This is a genomic window from Pseudomonas sp. G1002, assembly GCF_013385455.1.
Lineage (GTDB): Bacteria > Pseudomonadota > Gammaproteobacteria > Pseudomonadales > Pseudomonadaceae > Aquipseudomonas.
Window position 1 is genome coordinate 169,841 of the sequence record NZ_JACAPY010000038.1, and the last position, 23,220, is coordinate 193,060.

Here is a 23,220-nt window from a genome sequence, read left to right on the forward strand (position 1 = left end):
GACCCGGCCATGCGCCTGATCAACCGTCACCCGGAACGCTCCAGTCGCCTGCTGTTGGTGCTGCTGCCCTTCGCCCTGCTGCTGTTCGCCTACTTCGTGGGCTCGGCCGAGCGCCTGGCAGACAACCCCAACGACAAGCTGCTGCCCAGCGCCGCACAAATGGGCGACGCAGTGAAACGCCTGGCCTTCAGCGCCGACACTCGCACCGGTGAATACGTGCTGTGGCAAGACAGCGCCTCAAGCCTGCGCCGCCTGGCGATCGGCCTGGGCATCAGCGCCCTCGCCGGCCTGTGCCTGGGCATTGCAGCCGGCACCTTGCCGCTGTTTGGCGCACCGTTGTCGCCGTTACTGACGGTGCTGTCGATGGTGCCGCCGCTGGCGATCCTGCCGATCCTGTTCATCGTGTTCGGGCTGGGGGAATTGTCGAAAGTGATGCTGATCGTGATCGGTATCACCCCGGCCCTGGCGCGGGACCTGGAACAGCGGGCACGGGAAATTCCCGTGGAGTTGCTGGTGAAGGCACAGACCCTCGGCGCCTCCACCTGGACCCTGATGCTGCGGGTGGTGCTGCCGCAATTGCTGCCACGTTTGCTGATCTCCCTGCGCTTGATGCTCGGCTCGGCGTGGCTGTTCTTGATTGCAGCCGAAGCCATCGCCTCCACCGACGGTTTGGGTTACCGGATCTTCCTGGTGCGCCGCTACCTGGCGATGGACGTGATCCTGCCCTACGTGGTGTGGATCACCCTGCTGGCCTGGCTGATGGACTGGGGCCTCAAGGCCCTGACGCGGCGCGCGTTCCCCTGGTACGAAGGAGCGCGGGCATGAGTTTTATCAGCGTCAACAATGTGTGGCAGCGCTATGGCGACCAGGTGGTATTGGAGCGCCTGAACCTGCACGTGGCCGAAGGCGAATTCTGCACCCTGGTCGGCACCTCCGGTTGCGGCAAATCGACCTTCCTGCGCCTGCTGCTGGGGCAGGAGACCGCCAGCCATGGCGAGATCCTGCTGGACGGTAAACCGCTCGCCGCCGAACCCGATGCCAGCCGTGGCGTGGTGTTCCAGCGCTACTCGGTGTTCCCGCATCTGACGGTGCTGGACAACGTTGCGCTGGGCCTTGAGTTGCCGCGTTCAGCGTTGCTCGGCCGCCTGTTCGGCAGCGCGAAAAAACAGGCCCGGGAACAGGCCGCAGCGCTGCTGCATAAAGTCGGTTTGGGCCATGCCCTGGACAAGTACCCGGCGCAGCTTTCCGGCGGTATGCAGCAGCGGCTGGCCATCGCCCAGGCGCTGATCATGAAGCCCCGCGTGTTGCTGCTGGACGAACCCTTCGGCGCCCTCGACCCGGGCATTCGCAAAGACATGCACCTGCTGTTGCTGGAGCTGTGGCGCGAAACCAGGCTGACGGTGTTCATGGTCACCCACGACCTCAGCGAAGGCTTCAGCCTCGGCACCCGCTTGCTGGTGTTCGACAAGGTGCGCCTCGACCCACACGCCCCCGGCGCCTACGGCGCCCGCATCACCTACGACATCCCTTTGAACAGCGAGCGCCGCAAGGCGATCGCCGCCGAACTTGGAGCCACTTCCAAATGACCGACTCAACTCAATTGTTCAAACCCTTCGCCGAGGAAATGCTCCCCGGCGGCGGCCACCGTTCCTTTGTGCTCAAGCGCGGCCAACTGCTGCGCCTCACCGACATTCGCGGCGGCGCCAACGTCAGCTTGACCCTGCTCAATGCCAATGAAAAAACCGAGCGCCTGAACCTGCCCGACAGCCTCAAATGCCAACACACCGCCAAGCTCACCAACGGCCATTGCCTGTACTCGGACATGGGCCGCGTGCTGGCTGCCATCACCGCCGACACCTGCGGCTGGAGTGACAGTATCGGCGGCGTGTCATGCGCCTCCGAGGTCGCGGAAAAATATGGCAAAGGCCGCTATCAAGAGCTGCGCAACGGCTTCTACCGCAACGGCACCGACAACCTGCTGGTGGAACTGGGCAAGTGGGGCCTGGGGCTGTCCGACCTGCTGATGACCCTCAACCTGTTCAGCAAAGTCACGGTAGATGAAGCTGGCAGCCTGCACTTTGTCCCCGGTCACTCCAAGGCCGGCGACTACATCGAACTCTACGCACCGATGGACACACTGGTGGTGCTCACCGCGCTGCAACATCCCATGGACCCCAACCCCGAGTACGCGCCGCAGCCGCTGAAACTCAGCTGGATGAACGCCGACCCAAGCGTCGCCGAACACTGCCGTACCTCGCGCCCGGAAAACGAGCGCGGCTTTATCAACACCGACCGTCTGTTCGCCTGAGGACCTGCCATGTCTATCGCACTCGCCAAACAACCGGACGCGGCCGTGTACCGCGCGACCATTCCCGCCGGCGAACCCTGGCTGATGGAAGTCAAGGCCGGCCAGACCCTGCGCATCCTCGACCTTGAGGGCAACCAGGCGGTCGACACGCTGTTCTACAGCCTGAAAAACCCCAGGGAACGCTACGACGTGCAGCGCACCCTGCGTCGGCAAAACAGCGTGTACCTGAGCACCGGCAGCGTGCTGTATTCCAACCTCGGCCAGCCGATGCTGACCATCGTCGACGACACCTGCGGACGCCACGACACCCTTGGCGGCGCCTGCGCCCAAGAGAGCAACACCGTGCGCTACGCCCTGGAAAAACGCTACATGCACAGCTGCCGTGACAACTATCTGCGGGCCTGTGCCCACGATGGCCGGCTGGGTAAAAGCGACATCGGGCCGAACATCAATTTCTTCATGAACGTGCCGGTGACCGCCGATGGCGGGTTGACCTTCGAGGACGGGATTTCCGCCCCCGGCAAGTACGTCGACCTGCGGGCCGAGATGGACGTGATCGTACTGATCTCCAACTGCCCGCAACTGAACAACCCGTGCAACGGCTACAACCCAACCCCTGCGGAGTTACTGGTATGGAACTGAAGATCAAGCGGTTGCGCCAGTGGTTGTTCGCCCTGTGCCAGGCCCGGGCCGGGCAGTGCCTGCGAAAACGCTGAAGATCAACTGTGGAGATGACCGGTAGGAGCTGGCTTGCCTGCGATAGCGGTGGATCAGCCGACATATGGGGTGACTGATCCACCGCCATCGCGGGCAAGCCCGGCTCCCACAGTTGATCTCCATTGGTGTTGAAATTTGCGCTGCGGACGACCGCAGCGCCATCCACATTTGCGGGACGACCCGCATCCCAGGACAAGGCCGAGCACTCATCGGCCTGCGGGGTTTTGCCATGTTCGAAAAACTGTTGATCGCCAACCGTGGCGCCATTGCCTGCCGCATCCTGCGCACCTTGCGTGAGCTTTCGGTCAAGGGCGTGGCGGTGTATTCCGAAGCCGATGCCGCCAGCCTGCATATCCAGCAAGCGGATGAGGCCTACAGCCTGGGCGAAGGCGCGGCGGCCGGCACCTATTTGTCGGTGGAGAAAATCCTCGCCACGGCCAAGGCCTGTGGCGCCACCGCGATTCATCCCGGCTATGGCTTTCTATCGGAAAACGCCGCCTTCGCCGAAGCCTGCGAAACAGCAGGCATCGCCTTCGTCGGCCCGACGCCGGAGCAGCTGCGGGTGTTCGGCCTCAAGCACACCGCGCGCGCGTTGGCCAGGCAGCACAACATCCCGCTGCTGGAAGGCACCGAGCTGCTCAACAGCCTCGACGCCGCACTACTGGCCGGGGAAACCGTGGGCTATCCGATCATGCTTAAAAGCACCGCCGGTGGTGGCGGGATCGGCATGCGCGTGTGCCAAAGCGCCGATGAATTGCGCGACTGTTTCGAGGCGGTGAAACGCCTGGGCCAGAACAATTTCAGCGATGCCGGTGTGTTTATCGAGAAGTACATCCAGCACGCCCGGCACCTGGAAGTGCAGGTGTTTGGTGACGGCGGCGGCGAGGTGATCGCCCTCGGCGTGCGCGACTGTTCGGTGCAGCGGCGCAACCAGAAAGTGCTTGAAGAAACCCCGGCGCCGAACCTGCCCGACGGCATGGCGGATGAGCTGTGCCGTGCCGCCATCACCCTGGCCAAGGCAGTGAATTACCGCAGCGCCGGCACCGTGGAATTTATCTTTGATAGCGCCGATGGCCGCTTCTATTTTCTGGAAGTGAACACCCGGTTGCAGGTGGAACATGGCGTCACCGAGCAAGTGTGGGGCGTGGACCTGGTGCGCTGGATGGTGCAATTGGCCGCCGGGGAAATGCCGCCATTGCGGGAACTGCAACTGAAGCCTCACGGCCACGCGATTCAGGCACGCCTGTACGCCGAAGATCCGGGCCGGGAGTTTCAGCCAAGCCCGGGGCTTTTGACGTATGTGGACTTCCCGGTCGCTGAAGGCCTGCGCATCGACACGTGGGTGGAGGCCGGTTGCGAGATTCCGCCCTACTTCGACCCGATGATCGCCAAGCTCATCACCTGGGCGCTGACCCGCGAACAGGCACGCCTGGATTTGCATCAAGCCCTGAGCAACAGCCAACTGTACGGCCTGGAAACCAACCGCGATTATCTGCGCCAGATTCTGCTCGCTACACCGTTCGCCAGTGGCCATCCGTGGACGCGCTGCCTTGAAGATTTGGTGTACCACGCCAACACGTTTGAAGTGCTCAGCGCCGGCACGCAAACCAGTGTGCAGGACTATCCGGGGCGCCTCGGTTACTGGGCCGTAGGCGTGCCGCCGTCGGGGCCGATGGACAGTCGCGCGCTGCGCCTGGGCAATCGCCTGCTGGGCAATGCCGAGGGCACCGCTGCGCTGGAAATCACCATGAGCGGGCCGTTGCTGCGCTTCAATTGTGCGGCGGTGGTGGCGGTGACCGGTGCAGACATTGTGCTGCGCTTGAATGATGAAGCGGTACCGATGAACACCGCGTTGCTGATCCCGGCGGGCGCAACCTTGAGCCTGGGCACCATCGCCGGGGCCGGTGCTCGCAGCTACCTTTGCGTGCGCGGCGGGCTGCAGGTTCCGGATTATCTGGGAAGCAAAAGTACCTTCACCCTTGGCCAGTTTGGTGGGCATGGCGGGCGGGCTTTGCGGGCGGGTGATGTGTTGCACTTACTGCCGTTGGAGGATGTCAGTTGCGGCAATACGCTAGTGCCTGAACCGCTTGGCGAGGTGCGAACACTGCGGGTGATCTACGGCCCCCACGGCGCGCCGGAATACTTCAAGCCCGAGTACATCGAGACGTTCTTTGCCACCCAGTGGGAAGTGCATTTCAACTCCAGCCGCACGGGTGTGAGGTTGATCGGGCCGAAGCCTCTGTGGGCGCGTACGGATGGCGGTGAGGCGGGGTTGCATCCGTCGAATATTCACGACAATCCGTATGCGATCGGTGCGGTGGATTTTACCGGGGACATGCCGGTGATCCTCGGCCCCGACGGCCCGAGCCTGGGTGGGTTTGTATGCCCGGTGACGGTGATCGAGGCGGACTTGTGGCAGTTGGGCCAGCTCAAGGCGGGTGACAAAATCTGCTTCACCCCCGTCGACATCAAGACTGCCCGCGACCTCGCCTTGAAATGGGATCGTTCCCACGCTCTGCGTGGGAATGCCGCCTGGGACGCTCCGCGTCCCGCTGTCGACGCAATGACGCAGAGCGTCACAGGATGCATTCCCACGCAGAGCGTGGGAATGATCAGGTCGCCTGTTGTTCTGGACATCGGCCAGGCCGACACCCGCCTGGTCGCCCGCCTCGCCGGCGACACCCACCTGCTCCTGGAAATCGGCGCTCCGGAACTCGACCTGGTGCTGCGCTTTCGCGCCCACGCCCTGATGCAAGCCCTCGAAGCACAAGCCCTGCACGGCGTCATCGACCTGACACCCGGCATCCGCTCCCTGCAAATCCACTACCAGCCCGAACAACTTACCCTCGCCGACCTCCTGGCGCTGATCACCGCCGAATGGCACGCCGTCTGCGCCAGCCAAAACCTGCAAGTGCCGTCGCGCATCGTCCACCTGCCACTGTCCTGGGACGACCCGGCCTGCCAACTGGCGATCGAAAAATACATGACCACCGTGCGCAAGGATGCCCCGTGGTGCCCGAGCAACCTGGAGTTCATCCGCCGCATCAACGACCTGGCCAACCTCGACGAAGTGCGCCACACCGTGTTCGATGCCAGCTACCTGGTGATGGGCCTGGGCGACGTCTACCTCGGCGCGCCCGTGGCCACGCCGCTGGACCCGCGTCACCGCCTGGTCACCACCAAGTACAACCCGGCACGCACCTGGACCGCCGAAAACTCCGTGGGCATCGGTGGCGCCTACCTGTGCGTGTACGGCATGGAAGGCCCCGGCGGTTATCAGTTCGTCGGGCGTACCTTGCAGATGTGGAACCGCTACCGGGAAGTCGCCGCGTTCGATGGCAAACCGTGGTTGCTGCGCTTCTTCGACCAGATCCGCTTTTACCCGGTGAGCGCCGATGAGCTGGTGCAGATTCGCCGGGATTTCCCCCTTGGGCGGTTTGAACTGAGCATCGAACACAGCCAGTTGAACCTGACGGATTACCAGGCCTTTCTCGCGCAGGAAGCCGAAAGCATCGGCGCGTTTCGCGGGCAACAGCAGCGCGCGTTCAACGCCGAACGCGAACGCTGGATCGCCAGCGGCCAGGCGCATTTCGACAGCGAGGAACTCGCCGCACCACAGGGCGCAGACACGCCCTTGCAGGCCAACGAATACAGCATCGACAGCCACATCGCCGGCAATCTCTGGCAAGTGCAGGTGAGCGCTGGCGAACGCGTGGCGGCGGGGGATGTGCTGGTGATCCTGGAGTCGATGAAAATGGAAATCCCGGTAGTCGCACCGTTCGCCGGTACCGTGCGGGAAATTCCGGTGCAGCCCGGCAGCGGCATTGGCGCAGGCCAACGGGTGGTGGTGCTGGAGCGTGATTTGCAATAACGCGGCGGGGCTGTATCGTGCAAGGCACACCGGGTTTCACCGGGACCTTGTCCGATACAGCCTGAACCGACCGATGACCACGCCAACCCTCTGCCCCGCCTGCGGCGCCCGCAACGATTGCGTCCTGGCCGACCCGCGCACTGCCGACCAGGCGTGCTGGTGCTATTCCGTCAGCATCGACCCCGCAGTGCTCGAAGCCTTGCCGGCGGAACTGCGCAATAAAGCCTGCCTGTGCCCGCGTTGTGCTCAGGTGGACGAACAACTGCGCGGCAACGAGCGGTCGTAATGCGCGTAGATCGTTTCCTCAGCAACCTGCCCCGTTTCAACCGTAAACAGGTTCGCCTGTTGCTGGTGGAGCGGCGGATCAGCGTCGACGGCCAGGCCACCAGCGATCCGCACCACCCGGTAAGCGAGTTCAGCCGTGTGTTGCTGGATGACGAAGTGCTGCAAGCCGGCAAACCCGCGCGTTACTTCATGCTGCACAAACCCCAGGGCTGCGTCAGCGCCACGTCCGACCCGCAACACCCCACGGTGCTCGACCTGCTGGATGAACCTGACAAGCACGAGCTGCACATCGCCGGTCGTCTGGATTTCAACACCACCGGCCTGATGCTGATCACCAACGACGGCCAGTGGTCGCGCCGCCTGACCCAGCCGCAAACCAAACTGCCCAAGGTCTACTACGTCGAGACCGAGCAGGACATCGGCCCGCAATACGCGGCCACCTTCGCCGCCGGCCTGTACTTCGCCTTTGAAGACCTCACCACCCAACCGGCGGAACTGGAACTATTGGGCCCCAGAACGGCGCGCCTGAGCATCATTGAAGGGCGTTATCACCAGGTGAAGCGCATGTTCGGGCACTTCGACAACAAAGTGATGCGCCTGCACCGCGAACGCATGGGACCGCTGGAGTTGGACGCAGCCCTTGCGCCAGGCCATTACCGGGCGCTTACAGAGGCTGAAATCCAACAGGTCTGATGACCGTTCAGCCGATGATGGCAAAAACCCACGCCATCGACTGGCGAACTGGCATCCCTGATGCTTGAATCTACCCAGCCAGCCGCAATCTGACTGGCGAGTCACCCCTACCTACAAGAAACACTTTGCCCGTCCGCACGCTTGACCTGCGGGCCTCTCACGGCAAATTGCCCGCCATAACAACACCCGTCGGCCAGCCAGTACCGGATCGACATGGGCCCTCACTTCCAGGCGTATGCCTACCTGTCACAAAGCTCGTGCAGAGTGATCTGCGCGCATTACCCGCTTGCCAGGAGTCTTACGACATGAGGCCAGAAATCGCTGTGCTGGATATACAGGGTCAGTATCGGGTTTACACGGAGTTCTATCGCGCGGACGCAGCAGCCAAGACCATCATCCTGGTCAACGGCTCAATGGCCACCACTGCGTCTTTCGCCCAGACCGTGAAAAGCCTGCACCCGACGTTCAACGTGGTTTTGTATGACCAGCCCTACGCTGGCCGCTCCAAAATCCACAACCGCCACGAGCATATGCTGACGAAAGAAGTCGAGGGCCAGATCCTTCTGGAACTCATCGACCACTTCGCCGCCGAACACGTGCTGTCCTTTTCCTGGGGCGGCGCCGCGACCCTCGTCGCCCTCGCCCACCGCCCGCGCCGTGTGGAAAAGGCCGTGATCAGCTCGTTCTCCCCGGTGATCAACGCCCCGATGCGCGACTACCTGGAGCGCGGTGTCGACTACCTCGGCAACCTCGACCGCGACCGCGTGGGCCACCTGGTCAACAGCACCATCGGCAAACACCTGCCGTCGCTGTTCAAACGCTTCAATCACAAACACGTGAGCAGCCTGGCCGAGCACGAGTATGGGCAGATGCACTTTCACATCAGCCACGTGCTCAACAGCGACCGGCTGTGCTACCTCAAGGCCGCTAAGCAGATTGATATACCGGTGTTGTTCTTGAACGGCGAATGGGACGAGTACACCAGTGCCCAGGATGCCAAGCTGTTTGGGCAACATATTGCGAAAAGCAGCTTCGGCACGATTCAGGCGACCGGGCACTTTCTGGATATGGAGCACAAGGCCGCGTGCCGGGATAGCCGGGAGGCGTTGATGGGCTTTTTAAGACCGGAGCAGCAGCCAAGCCGGTTGCGGTACCACGCGTCACAGCCACAGCATGCGTTTGCCGTATGAGCGGTGGGGTTGTGGGCGGGCCGGATTTCCCAGGGGGGCCGCCTGCCCACGATCGACCGTTGGCACGTAAAACACAGAATTTTCGAAGAAAAACTTCAAATCCGCGAGCACATCTGGTACAAAGTCAGCCGCTCTGAGCGGGTATAGTTTAGTGGTAGAACGAAAGCTTCCCAAGCTTTAGATGAGGGTTCGATTCCCTCTACCCGCTCCACTCAGATTTTGCTCCTGCGTCAGGCTGGTTTTGACGGGGGATGTGTAAAAAAACCGGTCCTTGGTGTCCGGTTTTTTTATGGGTGGCGTTTAAGTCCGCTGCGGCCTACTGATAGCTGACGTCCAGGGCGTTGTACGCCACAATCGCGGCCCCGCCGTCCTGCTCAGCGGTCTGGTTGTAATTCCCGGCCTTGAAATACAGATTGATGCCCTGCCAACCCGATGGCGGAATATCGAACTCCCGGCTGGCCTGCCTGCCATTCGCCGCAGCCGAAACCAGCAGCACCATGCCGCCCTCGGAGCCCTTGACCTCAATCTTGTAATTGAGCTTGTCATTAACCTTCAGCCCCGTCAGCAAGACTGTCCGTTGCTCCTTCTGCCCGTAGCGTGTCTTGGTCCCGGCGACGATCGAGCCATCTTCCCAGCGAAGCTTCAGCAGCTCCGAACCTCCCGCCTTGTCGCCATGTATCTGGGCAAAAATGATCGATTTTGTGCTTGGATTTTGCACCACATAAAGCTCGCCGGACTGGGTATTATCAAACACCCCACCTGCGGTGAACTCTCTTTTTGCCCGCAGCTCAACACGGGGGTAGTGACTGTTGGGCGTCGCGTCAAGACCCGAGGGTGTGTTGAATACCAGCGCTCCTTCAGGCACGCCTTGATGGCATCCCGATGTGCGATAACAGTTTGTGTAGAAATAGGCGTTCTGAAGATTTTCGCCGATCGCGATTTCTTCTGCCTGACCTTGCGCATTGAAATCCTGAAGCACGTAGGCACGGCTCAGGTTGGACAGGTTGTCGCCTGGGGGTTTTGTGGCATCCAGGGCAAAGGCATTTCCACCGTTAAAAATCGCTCCGATGGCCACTACCGACACCGCGATAACTCTAGCGCCAAACACTTTAAATGCGTGCATCACCGTCACCAATTATTCGTCAAAGCCCCAACTCCAACGCCAGCAGATCCGATAGCTGTTGCGGGTGTCGAATCAATGTAATGCGCCTTACTGCCGAAAGAGAAAAAAATATTGGAGGGCTGCCCTTCCCTTGGTATGTGCGGCCTGGAAGGGAAAGCCTTTTACAGAATCAAGAAACCCGATCCACTCGGTCCTGCACGGCTTCTACCAGTAAAAGCCCCAGTTCAATCATTTGCTGAATCGCCAAGGCCAGACTGCGATGCTTATCTGGCAGGTTATCGGCAAATTCGTTGGTCATTGCGCCAGCGCCGGCAATGGTTTCGTAAGCGTTGGCGAGCAATGCATCGGTGCCGATTTCGGGACGTACGCTGAAGATTCTTACGGGTGAGTTATACGAGTCAGTACACATCTGTTGATCCTCAAGAAGGACCACCACCCAGTACTACGGAGATAGGGTGGCAGCTGTACGCAGGTTAGTAGACCGGGAAGTTTCAGAACCGGCGCGCCCGAAGACGCCCTGCGCACAGCTACCATTAGGCACAGGCAATAAGATGCCTGACCGATAGAACAGCCGTACGCCAAAACTTCACCGGGCTACTAAACCCGACCGCTGATGGGCAGCGGCTGACGAACCTTAAAGAGGTTGCCCAAGGCGTACAACCGGGACGATTCTGATGGTTGTGTAGGCAATGGAGCAAGGTTCAAATATTCAGGCCAATCCGCGCTTCAGCCTTCAGTTCCCTCCAACTGCGCAAGATCCGCAAGCAACCCCGGCCCCACCGGTTCCCATCCCAACTTCTTGCGCGTGATCGCACTGGATGCAGGCATATCGTGAGCGGTAAACCTTGCCAACCAACCAAAAAAACCCTGAGCCTCTTGCGCCGAAATGGATTTAACCGGCAACCCTAGCCGCGTCCCCAACACCTCGGCAATCTCCCGTTGCGACACACCCTCCTCCGCCACCGCGTGATACCTCGTGCCCGGCTCGGCCTTTTCAATCGCCAGCCTGTAGAGCCGAGCCACATCCAGAATATGTGCCGCCGGCCAACGGTTTTTCCCGTCGGCGATGTAAGCGCAAACGCCCTTCTCGCGATACAACTCGATCACCGGGCTAACCAGCCCCTGCCTGACGGTGTCGTGTACTTGAGGCAAACGCATCACCGACACATTCACCCCCGTCGCGGCTACAGCGTTAGCTGCTTCTTCCGACGCTGCACGAGGAATCTGCGCTGAGGTAACCACCGCACCATCCTCCGTCGCCAACTGCCCCGGCACGGTGCTCGCAATTCCGACACCGGAGGTAATGATCAGCGGTCGATCCGACCCGGCAAGTGCCTCTCCCAGCGCCTGGATAACCCGGCGGTCGTCCTCGCAGTTCGCGACGAATTTCGAGAAGTCGTGATTGAACGCCAGGTGAATCACGCCATCCGCCTGGGTAACACCAGACTTGAGGCTTCCCAGGTCCTCAAGCGACCCACGATGTACCTGAGCCCCGGCGGCCTCCAGCGCTGCCACCTTGTCATCCGAGCGGCACAACCCCAGCACCTGATGGCCCGCCGAGATCAGTTCCTTGACGACAGCCGACCCGATAAATCCGCTGGCACCCGTTATAAATATGCGCATGAACCGTATCTCCGTGTGTATTCAGAGACTAATCTGTGCGCTTGCCCTATACGGGTAAAGTAGTGAAGTTATCAGGGTATAGAGGCTAACAGGCTATGAGCGCAAACCAGTTGGGCAGCTATCTGAAAGACCGACGTACCCGGCTTGATCCGGCGGCATTCGGCTTCTCATCGGCACGACGGCGTACGCCAGGTTTGCGCCGCGAAGAGGTGGCCCAACGCGCGAACATCAGCCCTACCTGGTACACCTGGCTCGAACAGGGCCGTGGCGGCGCGCCGTCGGTGGAAGTGCTGGAGCGGATTGCCCATGCGCTGATGTTGACCGATATCGAACGCGAGCATCTGTTCCTGCTGGCCTTCGGACGCCCACCCGAAGTGCGCTACCAGCAAAACGAAACGGTGACGCCACGCCTGCAACGGGTACTGGATGCCTTGAACCCCAGCGCCGCGATCCTGCGTACGGCGACCTGGGATGTGGTGGCCTGGAACCAGGCGGCGACGGTGATGTTGATGGACTACGGATCCCAGGCGCCGGAACAGCGAAATATCCTGCGGTTCATGTTCCTTGATCCCAATTCCCGCGCGGCCCAATACGACTGGGAAAGCGTGGCGCGGTTTGTGCTGGGGGCTTTCAGGATTGATACGGCGCGCTCAGGCGCGGCGGAGCAGGTGCAGCCGCTGGTGGATGAACTGTGTCGACGCAGCCCTGAATTTAAGGCGATGTGGAGCGAAAACGATGTTCAGGGCGCCCATGGTGATCGCATCAAGCGGATACGCCATTCGGTGTTGGGGCCGATCGAATTTGAGTATTCAGTGTTTGCGGTCGATGGGCGCAAGGATCTGAATATGGTGGTGTACAACCCGGCGACGCCGGAGGATGCGCAGCGGATCGCATCCTTGATGGATTAGGCGCCAGCAACTGCAAGAGACTTCGACACTGCAATCGCTCGCAACAAGAGACCATTTGAATCCTTAGCCTTACTCACATCATTCTCCTGCGCCTAACCGCGCCGCGCGCACGTGCTCATGCCTATTGCCAGCCAGTATCCATATGGATACAGTGAGAACCCGTGAACTATCATGTCCAGCAAACGCAGACCTTCATTACCTGGCATTCAGCAATACGTGATTTACGCGCAAAAATCGCCATCGCCCGGCGCATCGATCGCGCATCTGCTGGCAATCTGGGCGATATAAAGACGGTAGGCAATGGGGTCTCGGAAATGCGCGTAGATATCGGTCTGGGTTATCGAGTGTATTTCACGCAGCGAGGAAGAACCGTCATCGTCTTGCTGGCCGGTGGCGACAAATCCTCACAAGACGCCGACATCCGGCGAGCAAAAAAACTGGCAAAGGAAGTTTGATCATGAGCCAAACACTGACGACATTTGATATGGCGGCACTGCTCGACAGTGATGAAGCCATCAGCGAATACCTTTCTCAAGTTCTGGCCGACGGCGATAACGAGGAGTTCCTCAGGGCCGTCGGGTACGTGGCCAAAGCTCGCGGGATGGCGCGGGTCGCGACCGATACCGGCATGGGCCGTGAGAGTCTGTACAAGGCATTTGCCCCTGGAGCAAAGCCCCGCTTCGAAACGGTACTCAAGGTGCTTCACGCACTGGGTATCGATCTGCAAGCACAGCCGGGGCATGTCGCCAATCATTCGATTATTTGAGTGAGCAGCCCTGCTGCACCACCCACGCCAACGGCAACGTCAGCAACAACATCCCCGCCAGCACCATCACCGCCACCGGCACGCCCATCAAGTCCCCCAGCCCGCCAAACAGAACCGGCGCCAACGCGCCACCTCCGATGGTGCCGGTGTAGAACACGGCAAACGCCTGCTCTCGTTTACCTGCGCCAGCGAGATCCGGCACCGCGCCGTACAGCACCGAAGAGGTGCCATTCAACGCCAGCCCCAACACCGGCAATATCACCATCAACCCGCTCAACGGCAGGTACACCGCCGCGACGATCAACAGCGCCGTGACGGTTTCCGTCAGCCACACGGTTTTCATCATGCCGATGCGTGCGCCGAGGTAGCCGCAGAGCAATTTGCCGAAGGCGCCGCCGATAAACAGCATGGTCAGCGCGAGACCGATGCCCGCAGTGCCGGCGCCTTTAGCTTGCAGAAGAAAGGGCAGAAACGTGAGAAAGCCCATGCGCACGGCACTGTCGAGTGTGCCCGTGACGATCAGCGCACGCAGGCCGCTGACGGAGCCGCTTCCTACCAGTGTCCTGGCGGTTTTCCCGGAAGCAGACGCCGCTGCCTGCGTTGGGATCAGCCACCACAGCAACCCCGCCGCGGCCAATCCCAGCACTCCAAGAAGCGTGACGCTCGCGCGCCAGCTGATGACGGTCAGCAACAGGCCGACCAGCCCGGGAACCAGGGTTTTGCCAATGTCCCCGGAGAAGTTGTATTGAGACAGCGCTTCCTTGACCCCACCACCGCTCTCGTAGGTGTCGGTGATCATCGAAGAAGCCAGCGGATGCTGGGTACTCGCCCCCAGCCCGCCCAACAGCAGCGCCAGCAACAACATGCCCAACCCGGTCGCCTGCCCCACCAACAGATAGGCAACACCGGCAAGCGCCGTGCCGCCCACCAGCATCGGCGTGCGTCCCCAGCGTTTGGCGGCACGACTGGCCATCAACTGAAACACCGCCATCATCCCGGAATAGGCACCGCGCAGCAGGCCGACCTGGGCGTAGGTCATGCCGAACTGCGCTTGCCAGATCGGCAGCAGCACGTAGATCACATCGGTCAGGCCATCGTGAATCGCGTGGGCGCTGCAGCCGGCGATCAACGAGCGGCGACGGGCGGAAGTCTCGGGTACCGGCAGGGCAACGGCATCGCTCATGAGGTCTTGCTCAGTTCAGGTTGGAGGGGCTTCCAGCCCGCCAGGGCGATCAGCAACGACAGTAGCTGGAAACCGATGATCAGCGCCACACACCCCACCCAACCCCAACGCCCCCAGATCAGCGCCGGGACGATGGCGCCGAAGCTGCCGCCCAGGTAATAGCAGGTGAGGTACAGGCCCACGGCGCCGGCCTTGTTGTGGCGGGCGGTGGCAGTGGTAAAGGCGCTGGCCGCGGCCTGGGCGAGGAACACGCCCGTGGAGCTGAGGGCCAGGCCCAATACGATGCACCACAGGGATGGCAGCAAGGTCAGGCCCGAGCCACAAACGCCAAGCACCGCAGCCGCCGTCAGCAGTTCGCATTGCGGGCGGGATTTGCTCAGGCGCCCGGCAACGGGAATGACCACCAGGGCCAGCAGGAACACCATATAGATCGTGCCCAGCGCCGCCGGGCCAAGGTCGAACGGGGCTTGGCTGAGGTAAAGGCCAGCGTAGGTAAACGTCGCCACTTGGGAGAACAGCACGCAAAATCCTACGGCGTAGGCTGCCAGCAACGGCGTGCCGAGCACATCGGCCCAGGTGGTTGAAGGTCGCGCAATTCGGGGTGGATTGCCCGGCAGCAGGAACTGGATAAACCCGCCCACCATCAGGCTCAACACTGCCAACAGCTCGAAGGCTTCACGCCAGCCGACGTACTCGGTCATTACACCGGTGACGAAGCGCCCGGCAAACCCGCCGAGCACGGTGCCGGCCACATAGAGGCTGGTGACTTCGGTGACGGTGCCGCCGCGCCAGCGATCACCGATGTAGGCCACGCTGGTGGCGAACACCACGGGGATCAGCATGCCTTCGATAAAGCGCCACACCAGCAGTTCGGCAAAGCTGCTGGCATAGGCAGTCATCAGCGCCGGCAACGCCAGCAACAGCGCGGCCGCCGAGATCACCGTGCGTTGCTCAAAACGCCCGGTCAGGCGGCTGACAAAGGGCGCGGTCAGCGCTACCGCCAAGGTGGTGACGGTAATGCTCCAACCGGCCGCCCTGGCGCTCACTTCAAAGTTGGCGGCAAGGGTCTGCAAAATGCTCTGGGTGGCGTAGAGGTTGAGAAACGCCGCGCAGCCACACAGGAACAGGGCAAGACGGGCACAATGCAAGCGCGGTTTCATGAAACCTCTCGTTTTATTATCTGAGGCCTTTATAGAATGACCCGCACACCCGAGACCAATACCGATTTCGAACCGATCAATACCCTGGGGCCAGGATGCTCGACCTACGCAAGCTGCGTTACTTTCTGACCGTCGCCGAAGAATTGCACTTCGGCCGAGCGGCCATTCGCCTGCACCTGGCCCAGCCGCCGTTGACCCGGCAGATTTCCGCGCTGGAGACTGAGCTGGGATTTCGCCTGTTCGACCGCACCAGTCGCACGGTTTCGCTCACTCCCCAGGGGCGCGCGTTCCTGCCCTACGCACGGGCGGTGCTGGAGCAGGTCGACCTCGCTGAAGTCATCGCGGGCAAACTGGCGGCGGGTGCCGCCGGGCAACTGGCGCTGGGTTACGTCAGTTCGATAGCCCTGTCGGACTTGTTCAGCCAGGCGATTCAAGCCTTCGCCCAACGCTTTCCCGATGTGCAACTGACGCTGGTGGAATGCGCCTCCGGCAGCCTGGGCGCACAGGTGGCTGATGGCCGCCTGGATATCGGCTTGAGCCGGTTACTGCCCCAGGACGGTCAGACTGAGGTGCAAGCGTTGTCGTTGGGTGAGGAGCGGCTGGTGGCGGCGGTGTCCAGCGACAGCCCGTTGGCCAACCAGGCCGAGGTCAGCCTGGCGCAGTTGAGTGGGTACCCGTTGATTCTGTTCCCAGCCGATTATGGCTCGGGGCTTAACCAGTCCATTGAGCAGCTTTATCGGCACAAAGGTTTGCCACTGAGGGCCGGGCCGTCGGGACGGCAAATTACCTCGATCATTGCACTGGTGGCGGCGGGACAAGGTGTGGCGCTGGTGCCGGAATGTACGCAGAGTTTGATGAACAAAGGCGTGACGTATCGGCCGTTGGTGGACGCGGAAGCGTATGCACGGCTGCTCGTTCTTACGCGCAGCGGCGCAAGCAGCTTGATGGTCACGGCATTTCTCACGGTAATTGATGAGTTGCTGCAGGCTCGTCAGAAAGCCTGATTGTTCTCTCGAAAAACCTCGCAATACCTCCGTCGGGCACCGTCCCCATGCGCTCATACACTGCATACAGCCCCTACAGAAACACCGGTCATCGACCGCTGGTAGGTAGAGTGTTGATAATTTATTTTCAGTAGTTATAGTCTCCACCAACACACACCACAAGGAGGTGCTGTGGACAGCCGATATTTGATAGGTCACATCGTTGCGGATGGCTGGTATCTGGTGCGAATCAGAGGCAGCCATCATCATTTCAAGCACCCGACAAAGCCGGGGCTCGTGACGATTCCCCATCCTAAAAAGGACCTGCTGGACAAGACCGCAAAGAGCATTTTGAAACAAGCTCTGCTCAGCTAACACGTTCGTGGAGGACAACAAACATGCTGTACCCAATCGCAATTTCAACCGGTGACGAGGACCATGCCTGGGGTGTGGAAGTCCCGGACATTCCCGGTTGCTTCTCAGCTGGAGATGATCTGGACGACGCCATGGCCATGGCCCGCGAAGCGATCGAAGGCCACTTCGAGATCCTCGCAGAAGACGGTGCGCCCATTCCTACAGCACAGAAAGTCACCCTCCATGCCGCCAACCCGCAATATGCCGGCTGCACGTGGGCGGTGGTGGATATTGATGTGACCAAGTACCTGGGCAAGGCACAGAAACTCAATATCACGTTGCCCGGCTATCTGCTGAACCGCATTGACGAATACGTCCTGCATCATCCGGAAGAAAAAAGCCGTTCGGGCTTTCTTGCGTCTGCTGCCCTCAAGGTATTGCAACAAGACCGGTAACAGCACTTCAAGGAACCGCGCAATGCTCCCTCCCTCACACCGCACGCCCAGCCCCGTACTGCGCAAGGTACTGGGCTGGGTGCTGATCGCTCCTCTGCTGCTCTCGTTCCTCAGGCTGCCCTTTGCGCTGGGACTCGTGTTGGTGCTGGCGTCCATCACCGCCTCCGTTTATGGCGCCCGGTTTGCCCAACTGCATGCCAGTCGGCGTGTAACCGTATTTGCCGTGATCATCACGCTGCTCAACATCGCTTCATTTTTTGTCATTGGCACGGCATCGGTACTCAAGGCGCTGTACTGGTTCTCGTGGTTTTATTGGTATCCGTATTACGCCGATTGGGTTTACTGGAACTTCTAAGTCGTTCGCGAATTCGACCGCAAGAAACGTAGTTCCACCCTGGGTCGGCCCATCTACAGTAGAGCCATACCCACTCAAGGAGCCCGACCATGTCCTACGAATACAAATACATGCCCTCCCCCGTCGGCCAACTGACCCTCGTGGCCCGTGACGGAAAACTCACCGCCATCCTCTGGGAAAAAGAGCGGCCCAATCGCGTTCGCCTGGGTGCCCTGCAAGAAGCCAGCAACAGCCCGGTACTGCTGGAGACCGAGCGACAGTTGAAGGAGTACTTCGCCGGTGCCCGCAACCGTTTCGAGCTGGAACTGGACTTCGCCGGCACCGACTTCCAGAAGAAAGTCTGGCAGGCGCTGTTGACCATCCCGTTCGGAGAGACCCGCAGCTACAGCCAGATCGCTGCGCAGATAGGCAACCCCAAGGCCGTGCGTGCCGTCGGCGCCGCCAACGGGCGCAATCCGATTTCGATTGTTGCGCCGTGCCATCGGGTGATTGGTGCGTCGGGTGGCTTGACCGGGTTCGCCGGCGGGCTTGAGGCCAAGCAGTATCTGCTGGCGCTGGAGGATCACGGCTGACCCCCAGCAGGAAAACGTACAACTTTGTTCAGATCCTCAATTGTAAAAAGAAATTTCAGAGCGCGCCTGCGGTCAGTATTTTCATCACCCACCCTTATAGGAAAACGGTCATGAAATTCTCCGCCATCTCACAATCCCTGTCCCGTTGGGCAGGCAGCGCCCGCACGTTCTACGCGGCGGTGGGATTGATCCTCCTGTGGAGTCTGAGCGGGCCTTATTTCCACTACAACGACACGTGGCAGCTGATCATCAACACCTCCACCACCATCATCACCTTCCTGATGGTGTTCCTGATCCAGAACACGCAAAACCGCGACAACGACATTTTGCATATCAAGATTGACGAGTTGCTGCGCGCCACCAAGGATGCACAAAACGCCGTATTGAGCCTGGACGGCCTGGACCGCAAGGAACTGGAGAAACTGCGCAAGGAATACAAGACCATCGGCGACAGTGAAACCATCACTGTGACGACGCTGGTTACCGAAACAACGGATGACAATGGTCGGTCCAAGACAGACCTGAACCAGGCATAAAAAAACGGCGGCTGGATCACTCCAGCCACCGTTTTTCATGGGGTACTCAAGGCAATCAACCGTCGCCCTGGTGACCCTTACCGTACGTCGACGCCAGCGCCCGGGCTTTCTCCAGGCGCTCTTCCAACTTGGGCAAGGTCTCATCCACCAAAGCCTTTATTTCCGGGATATCGGACTCGGCGCCCTCCTGCTTGAACAAGGCGATCGCGTCTTCGTTGGCCTTGATCTGCTGGGCGGTGTAGGCGGCGTCAAAGGAGTCGCCGTCATTGAGCTCGGGCATCAGCGATTCGGCCTTGTCGACAATCTTGTCCCGTGGGGCCACCGGCAAGTCGAGCTTCTTGGCGATGGCCGCCAGGTGCTGATTGGCCAGGGTGCGTTCATTGATGACTTCGATGGTGTAGTCCTTGATCTCCTGGGACGAAGTCTTGGCGTGTGCCATGCGGCTGGTCTCGATATCGGCCATGCCCTTGGCCGAAGCCTGCTCGATGAAATCGGCAGGCGACTGGGCGAAAGCATTGCTGGCGCCGAGGCCCAGCAGCATCGCGAAACTGGCGGTGCGTAACCGGATAGCCATGCGGCTCATGATGGGTTCCTCCAGGTAATAAACAGGTGCAGGGAAACGAGCCCCGCTCTGAATCTGAATTTTCAGGGCGGTAAAGGTTTAGAAAAAACTTGTTAGTGCGACGAACGGTCGTCAGGGCTTACTGAGGAGCAGTCCTGACGAACGGGACACAACGATGCAACGGTGACAATGTAGTATGTTGTATTACACATCACTACATCGAGGCACTTATGTCGGTCATGTCATTACGTCTACCTGAAGACATCTCCGAAACACTCGCCAGCCTTGCCAAGGCCACCGGGCGCAGCAAATCGTTCCTCGCCGTCGATGCGTTACGCGAATACCTGACGCGTGAAGCATGGCAAATCGAGGAAATTCAAAAGGCGTTGAAAGAAGCCGATGCGGGTGACTTTGCAACTGCCGCCGAAGTAGACGCAGTGGCAAACAAATGGCGTGCCAATGCGCGTTGAGTGGCTGAAGGCAGCACTCAAAAATCTTGATGATGAAGCAGCTTTCATCGCTCAGGAAAACCCCAAAGCGGCTTATGAGTTTGTTCAGGCCATCCGGACGGGGCTTGAGCATGTTGCTGAGTTTCCGGCGATGGGTCGAGAAGGACGCGTTCCTGGTACACGTGAGTGGGTGATGCCACGCTGGCCCTATCTCGTGCCATATCGTATTCGCGAGGGACGGTTACAGGTTCTTCGAATATTTCACACACGGCGCCAACCACCGAACAGTTGGTAACGCCGATCAACCCTGTATCACAACCTGCACCTGCCCATTCAACCACTGCAACGCCGCGTCCCCACCCCGCCGCGAATGCCACGCCAGCACAAACGCAAACGACGGAATGTGAAACGGCGGCGGCACCGCCAACAACTGTTCGTGATCAATGTTCAGCAGCCCGCGAGACGACACGGTAAGAATCAGGTCCGTGCCCTGGATCAACTGCGGCGCAACACCCCAATGAGGCAAGCTGATAGCCACGTGTCGGCGCTCGCGAATCGCCGTCAGCGCCCGTTCGATTTCCGGTGTTCCGCTGCCACGCATTTCCAGTAACACGTGGGGCCGCGCCAGGTAGGTGGGCAGATCAAGCACGCCGTTTTCAGGCAGGCTGTCGCGGTCCACCAGGCACACGTAATGCTCTTCAAACAGCGGCGTGCTGCGCAGCTCGGCAGGCATGTCGGGAAACACCCCGGCCGCCAGGTCGATATCGCCATTGAGCACACCGTCAAGCATGCCTTCGCGACTGGCCTGGATAATCTGCAAATCAATCCCCGGCGCTTCCCGGCGCAAGGTGCGCACCAGTCCCGGCAAGAAAATCGCCGCACTGTAGTCCGACATGGCGACCCGGAAGGTGCGCTTGGCCGACGCCGGATCAAAACGATTGGGCTCCAGCAGCGCCTGTACCTGGGCCAGCGCTTCCGCCAGCGGCATGGCCAGTTCCAGAGCACGAGCAGTGGGCACCAGCGAGCTGCCCTGGCGCACCAGCAACGCGTCTCCGAGCAAATCCCGCAACCGCGCCAGCGCGTGGCTCACCGCCGGCTGGCTCAGGTGCAGGCGCTCGGCGGCACGGGTCACGTGTTGCTCGCTGAGCAAGGCATCAAGGATCACCAGCAGGTTAAGGTCGATGCGTCGTAGATCATTCATCAGCTGCATGTTCTGCATAAGAACTTGGAATTTAAATTTGCGCGACGAATAGCCTAGAGTCCAGCAAAACCTCTGGGAGATTGATCATGACGACGTTGCATTGGGTAGGTTTGTTGCTGTTGGCCGCGTTCGCCGGGGCAGTGGTGCCGTTTCAAAGCGCGATCAACGCCAACCTGGGACGCGGCCTGGGGCATCCGCTGTGGGCCACCCTCGCCTCGCTGCTGGTGAGCATCGTCGTGCTGCTGCCGGTGATCCTGGCCCTGCGCCTGCCGCTGCCCAACCTGGGTTTTATCACCAAGGCGCCGCTGTGGATGTGGAGCGGCGGCGCGTTCGGCGTGTGCTTCATTTCGCTGGCGTTGATCCTGATGCCCAAGCTCGGCGCCTCGGGGTTTATCGCCCTGGCGATGGCCGGGCAAATCGTCGCCTCGTTGATGCTGGACCACTTTGGCTTGTTCGGGCTGGTGGAGCGCCAATTGACCGCGCCCCGGTTGATCGGGGCGCTGATGTTGATTGGCGGTGTGGCCCTGATTCAATTCAGTGCCGCACCCACCCGCTCGCTGGTGACCGCCGGCTGATCAGCGCTTGTCGAGGGTGCGCAGCTTCTGCGGCAAGCCCCACAGCAACAGCGCCGCCGCCAGCAACGCACACACGCCGATGACATACAGCGCCGGCGTGGTGCTGCCAGTGAGGTCCTTGATCCGGCCGACCATCACCGGGCTGACGATGCCGCCGAACTGGCCCAACGTGTTGATCACCGCGATCCCGCCAGCAGCGCCCGCGCCGGCACCGGCCAACAACTTCGGCGGCAGCGTCCAGAACGTCGGGATCGAAGCGATGATCCCGGCGCCCAGCAAGCTCAGGGCGACGATCAGGAACGTGGTGTGATCGGCAAAGATCCCGGCACAGAAGAACCCCACCGCCCCCAGCGCCACCAGGCCGCTGACGAACTTGCGACGTTCGCCGGTGGCGTCGGACAAGCGTCCGATCACCACCATGCTGATGGCGCCGCAGACGTAGGGAATCGCCGTCAGCAAGCCGATCATCACCGGGCTCTGGGTGCCGGCGCTGCGGATCAGTTGCGGCGCCCAGAAGTTCAGGCCGTAGGACGCCACCTGGATCAGGAAGTAGATAAAACCCAGCATCAGGAAGCCTGGGATACGCAATGCAGCCAGCAACGAGCCACCGCTCTTGTGGGGTTCATGCACGGCAATGCGGCTGGCCAGCAACGTCTTCTCCGCCGAGGTCAGCCAGTGGGCGTCCTCGATACGGTCCTTGAGCAGCTTGAGCACCAGGAACCCCAGGCCCACACAGGGCAAGCCACCGAGCAAGAACAACCAATGCCAGCCGCGCATTTGCAGCACGCCATCGAGGTGTTCCAGCACCAGCCCGGAGAACGGCGCGCCCACCAGCCCGGCAAACGCCGACGCCAGGAACAGCATCGAGGTGATGCGCCCACGGTAGTGCTGCGGGAACCACAACGTCAGGTAATACAGCACCCCCGGAGCAAACCCCGCCTCCATCGCACCGATGATGAAACGCAGCACGTAGAACTGCCATTCGGCCGTGACGAACACCATAGCGGCCGTCGCCAGCCCCCACGACATCATGATGCGAGCGATCCAGCGGCGGGCGCCGACCTTGTACAGCATCATGTTGCTCGGCACTTCAAAGATCACATAGCCCACCACAAACAGCCCGGCGCCGAGACCATAGGCGGTGTCACTCAGGCTCAGGTCGGCCTGTAGCTGGAACTTGGCGAAGCTGATGTTGATGCGGTCAAAAAACGCGAACAGGTAGCAGACCATGATCAGCGGCATCAGGCGCCAGGCGACCTTGCTGACCAAGGCTTTTTCGGCATCGTGTTCAGCGGCCGGGCGCACGCCGGCCTCCAACGTATTAAGGCTCATCGATTCTCTCCAGCGGACT

General features: G+C 60.8%; 28 protein-coding genes and 1 tRNA gene. 21 read left to right on the top strand and 8 right to left on the bottom strand.

The window, feature by feature from the left end; genetic code table 11:
* Positions 1 to 9: 9 nt before the first annotated feature.
* From HX801_RS25720 to HX801_RS25760, 9 genes are all read left to right on the top strand, one after another.
* A complete protein-coding gene (locus HX801_RS25720; RefSeq protein ID WP_003212030.1) occupies positions 10 to 825 on the top strand; it encodes an ABC transporter permease in 816 nt (271 codons plus the stop codon).
* A complete protein-coding gene (locus tag HX801_RS25725) occupies positions 822 to 1,586 on the top strand; it encodes an ABC transporter ATP-binding protein (RefSeq protein WP_003212032.1) in 765 nt (254 codons plus the stop codon). The genes HX801_RS25720 and HX801_RS25725 overlap by 4 nt, the downstream gene beginning before the upstream one ends.
* Complete coding sequence (locus HX801_RS25730; protein WP_177022962.1) at positions 1,583 to 2,308, top strand: urea amidolyase associated protein UAAP1; 726 nt, start codon at positions 1,583 to 1,585, stop codon at positions 2,306 to 2,308. Before HX801_RS25725 ends, HX801_RS25730 begins: the two co-directional genes overlap by 4 nt.
* Before the next feature lie 9 nt (positions 2,309 to 2,317).
* The gene (locus tag HX801_RS25735) at positions 2,318 to 2,950 is read left to right on the top strand and encodes an urea amidolyase associated protein UAAP2 (protein ID WP_003212037.1); all 633 of its coding nucleotides are present in this window, start codon (positions 2,318 to 2,320) and stop codon (positions 2,948 to 2,950) included.
* A 304-nt stretch (positions 2,951 to 3,254) separates the two neighbouring features.
* Positions 3,255 to 6,896, top strand: a complete 3,642-nt coding sequence (gene uca, locus HX801_RS25740; protein ID WP_177022963.1) for an urea carboxylase — start codon at positions 3,255 to 3,257, stop codon at positions 6,894 to 6,896.
* 73 nt (positions 6,897 to 6,969) lie between these two features.
* Positions 6,970 to 7,182: a cysteine-rich CWC family protein gene (locus HX801_RS25745; protein ID WP_008437822.1), complete on the top strand. Its 213-nt coding sequence runs from the start codon at positions 6,970 to 6,972 to the stop codon at positions 7,180 to 7,182.
* A complete protein-coding gene (locus HX801_RS25750; RefSeq protein WP_177022964.1) occupies positions 7,182 to 7,874 on the top strand; it encodes a pseudouridine synthase in 693 nt (230 codons plus the stop codon). The genes HX801_RS25745 and HX801_RS25750 overlap by 1 nt, the downstream gene beginning before the upstream one ends.
* Positions 7,875 to 8,179: 305 nt before the next feature.
* Positions 8,180 to 9,064, top strand: coding sequence for an alpha/beta fold hydrolase (locus HX801_RS25755; RefSeq protein WP_003212046.1), 885 nt, complete (start codon positions 8,180 to 8,182; stop codon positions 9,062 to 9,064).
* A gap of 137 nt (positions 9,065 to 9,201) precedes the next feature.
* Positions 9,202 to 9,275 (top strand) — tRNA-Gly (locus tag HX801_RS25760).
* A 105-nt stretch (positions 9,276 to 9,380) separates the two neighbouring features.
* On the opposite strand, the gene HX801_RS25765 is transcribed toward HX801_RS25760, so the two are convergent.
* The 3 genes from HX801_RS25765 to HX801_RS25775 form a co-directional block, all read right to left on the bottom strand.
* Positions 9,381 to 10,187: a polysaccharide lyase family 7 protein gene (locus HX801_RS25765; RefSeq protein ID WP_177022976.1), complete on the bottom strand. Its 807-nt coding sequence runs from the start codon at positions 10,185 to 10,187 to the stop codon at positions 9,381 to 9,383.
* A gap of 169 nt (positions 10,188 to 10,356) precedes the next feature.
* Positions 10,357 to 10,596, bottom strand: a complete 240-nt coding sequence (locus HX801_RS25770; RefSeq protein ID WP_003212057.1) for a DUF6124 family protein — start codon at positions 10,594 to 10,596, stop codon at positions 10,357 to 10,359.
* A gap of 317 nt (positions 10,597 to 10,913) precedes the next feature.
* Positions 10,914 to 11,810, bottom strand: coding sequence for an SDR family oxidoreductase (locus HX801_RS25775; protein ID WP_177022965.1), 897 nt, complete (start codon positions 11,808 to 11,810; stop codon positions 10,914 to 10,916).
* Between the two features lie 95 nt (positions 11,811 to 11,905).
* On the opposite strand from HX801_RS25775, the gene HX801_RS25780 reads away from it, so the two are divergent.
* The 3 genes from HX801_RS25780 to HX801_RS25790 all read left to right on the top strand — a co-directional run bounded on the left by HX801_RS25780 (position 11,906) and on the right by HX801_RS25790 (position 13,484).
* Entirely contained in the window at positions 11,906 to 12,718 is an 813-nt protein-coding gene (locus HX801_RS25780) for a helix-turn-helix transcriptional regulator (protein WP_008437810.1), read from the top strand.
* Between the two features lie 161 nt (positions 12,719 to 12,879).
* Positions 12,880 to 13,173 carry a type II toxin-antitoxin system RelE/ParE family toxin gene (locus HX801_RS25785; protein ID WP_087692619.1) on the top strand — a complete coding sequence of 98 codons (294 nt, stop codon included), beginning with the start codon at positions 12,880 to 12,882 and terminating at the stop codon, positions 13,171 to 13,173.
* Between the two features lie 2 nt (positions 13,174 to 13,175).
* Positions 13,176 to 13,484 carry an addiction module antidote protein gene (locus HX801_RS25790; protein ID WP_003212064.1) on the top strand — a complete coding sequence of 103 codons (309 nt, stop codon included), beginning with the start codon at positions 13,176 to 13,178 and terminating at the stop codon, positions 13,482 to 13,484.
* Here the strand turns inward: HX801_RS25790 and HX801_RS25795 are convergent.
* Complete coding sequence (locus HX801_RS25795; RefSeq protein ID WP_177022966.1) at positions 13,477 to 14,667, bottom strand: MFS transporter; 1,191 nt, start codon at positions 14,665 to 14,667, stop codon at positions 13,477 to 13,479. The two genes, HX801_RS25790 and HX801_RS25795, sit on opposite strands and share 8 nt — an antisense overlap.
* On the bottom strand, positions 14,664 to 15,827 hold the full coding sequence (locus HX801_RS25800; RefSeq protein ID WP_177022967.1) for an MFS transporter: 1,164 nt from the start codon (positions 15,825 to 15,827) through the stop codon (positions 14,664 to 14,666). The genes HX801_RS25795 and HX801_RS25800 overlap by 4 nt, the downstream gene beginning before the upstream one ends.
* A gap of 95 nt (positions 15,828 to 15,922) precedes the next feature.
* On the opposite strand from HX801_RS25800, the gene HX801_RS25805 reads away from it, so the two are divergent.
* From HX801_RS25805 to HX801_RS25830, 6 genes are all read left to right on the top strand, one after another.
* Entirely contained in the window at positions 15,923 to 16,831 is a 909-nt protein-coding gene (locus tag HX801_RS25805; RefSeq protein ID WP_087692622.1) for a LysR family transcriptional regulator, read from the top strand.
* Positions 16,832 to 17,002: 171 nt separating this feature from the next.
* Entirely contained in the window at positions 17,003 to 17,185 is a 183-nt protein-coding gene (locus HX801_RS25810) for a type II toxin-antitoxin system HicA family toxin (protein WP_003189411.1), read from the top strand.
* 23 nt (positions 17,186 to 17,208) lie between these two features.
* Positions 17,209 to 17,619, top strand: coding sequence for a type II toxin-antitoxin system HicB family antitoxin (locus tag HX801_RS25815; RefSeq protein WP_003212074.1), 411 nt, complete (start codon positions 17,209 to 17,211; stop codon positions 17,617 to 17,619).
* Between the two features lie 22 nt (positions 17,620 to 17,641).
* Positions 17,642 to 17,974 carry a hypothetical protein gene (locus HX801_RS25820; protein ID WP_003212076.1) on the top strand — a complete coding sequence of 111 codons (333 nt, stop codon included), beginning with the start codon at positions 17,642 to 17,644 and terminating at the stop codon, positions 17,972 to 17,974.
* Positions 17,975 to 18,063: 89 nt separating this feature from the next.
* Positions 18,064 to 18,546: a methylated-DNA--[protein]-cysteine S-methyltransferase gene (locus tag HX801_RS25825; protein ID WP_003212078.1), complete on the top strand. Its 483-nt coding sequence runs from the start codon at positions 18,064 to 18,066 to the stop codon at positions 18,544 to 18,546.
* 110 nt (positions 18,547 to 18,656) lie between these two features.
* Positions 18,657 to 19,082, top strand: coding sequence for a low affinity iron permease family protein (locus HX801_RS25830; protein WP_003212079.1), 426 nt, complete (start codon positions 18,657 to 18,659; stop codon positions 19,080 to 19,082).
* Between the two features lie 55 nt (positions 19,083 to 19,137).
* Here HX801_RS25830 and HX801_RS25835 read toward each other — a convergent pair whose 3' ends face one another.
* Positions 19,138 to 19,665: a DUF4142 domain-containing protein gene (locus tag HX801_RS25835; protein ID WP_177022968.1), complete on the bottom strand. Its 528-nt coding sequence runs from the start codon at positions 19,663 to 19,665 to the stop codon at positions 19,138 to 19,140.
* A 209-nt stretch (positions 19,666 to 19,874) separates the two neighbouring features.
* Here HX801_RS25835 and HX801_RS25840 point away from each other — a divergent pair, with 209 nt between their 5' ends.
* On the top strand, positions 19,875 to 20,114 hold the full coding sequence (locus HX801_RS25840; RefSeq protein ID WP_008437804.1) for a CopG family ribbon-helix-helix protein: 240 nt from the start codon (positions 19,875 to 19,877) through the stop codon (positions 20,112 to 20,114).
* On the top strand, positions 20,104 to 20,388 hold the full coding sequence (locus HX801_RS25845; protein ID WP_008437803.1) for a type II toxin-antitoxin system RelE/ParE family toxin: 285 nt from the start codon (positions 20,104 to 20,106) through the stop codon (positions 20,386 to 20,388). Before HX801_RS25840 ends, HX801_RS25845 begins: the two co-directional genes overlap by 11 nt.
* Positions 20,389 to 20,394: 6 nt before the next feature.
* Here HX801_RS25845 and HX801_RS25850 read toward each other — a convergent pair whose 3' ends face one another.
* The gene (locus HX801_RS25850) at positions 20,395 to 21,312 is read right to left on the bottom strand and encodes a LysR family transcriptional regulator (protein ID WP_177022969.1); all 918 of its coding nucleotides are present in this window, start codon (positions 21,310 to 21,312) and stop codon (positions 20,395 to 20,397) included.
* A 68-nt stretch (positions 21,313 to 21,380) separates the two neighbouring features.
* Between HX801_RS25850 and HX801_RS25855 the strand changes: the two genes are divergently transcribed.
* Positions 21,381 to 21,869, top strand: a complete 489-nt coding sequence (locus tag HX801_RS25855) for a DMT family transporter (RefSeq protein WP_177008904.1) — start codon at positions 21,381 to 21,383, stop codon at positions 21,867 to 21,869.
* Here HX801_RS25855 and HX801_RS25860 read toward each other — a convergent pair whose 3' ends face one another.
* Complete coding sequence (locus tag HX801_RS25860) at positions 21,870 to 23,201, bottom strand: MFS transporter (protein WP_177022970.1); 1,332 nt, start codon at positions 23,199 to 23,201, stop codon at positions 21,870 to 21,872.
* Positions 23,202 to 23,220: the final 19 nt, after the last annotated feature.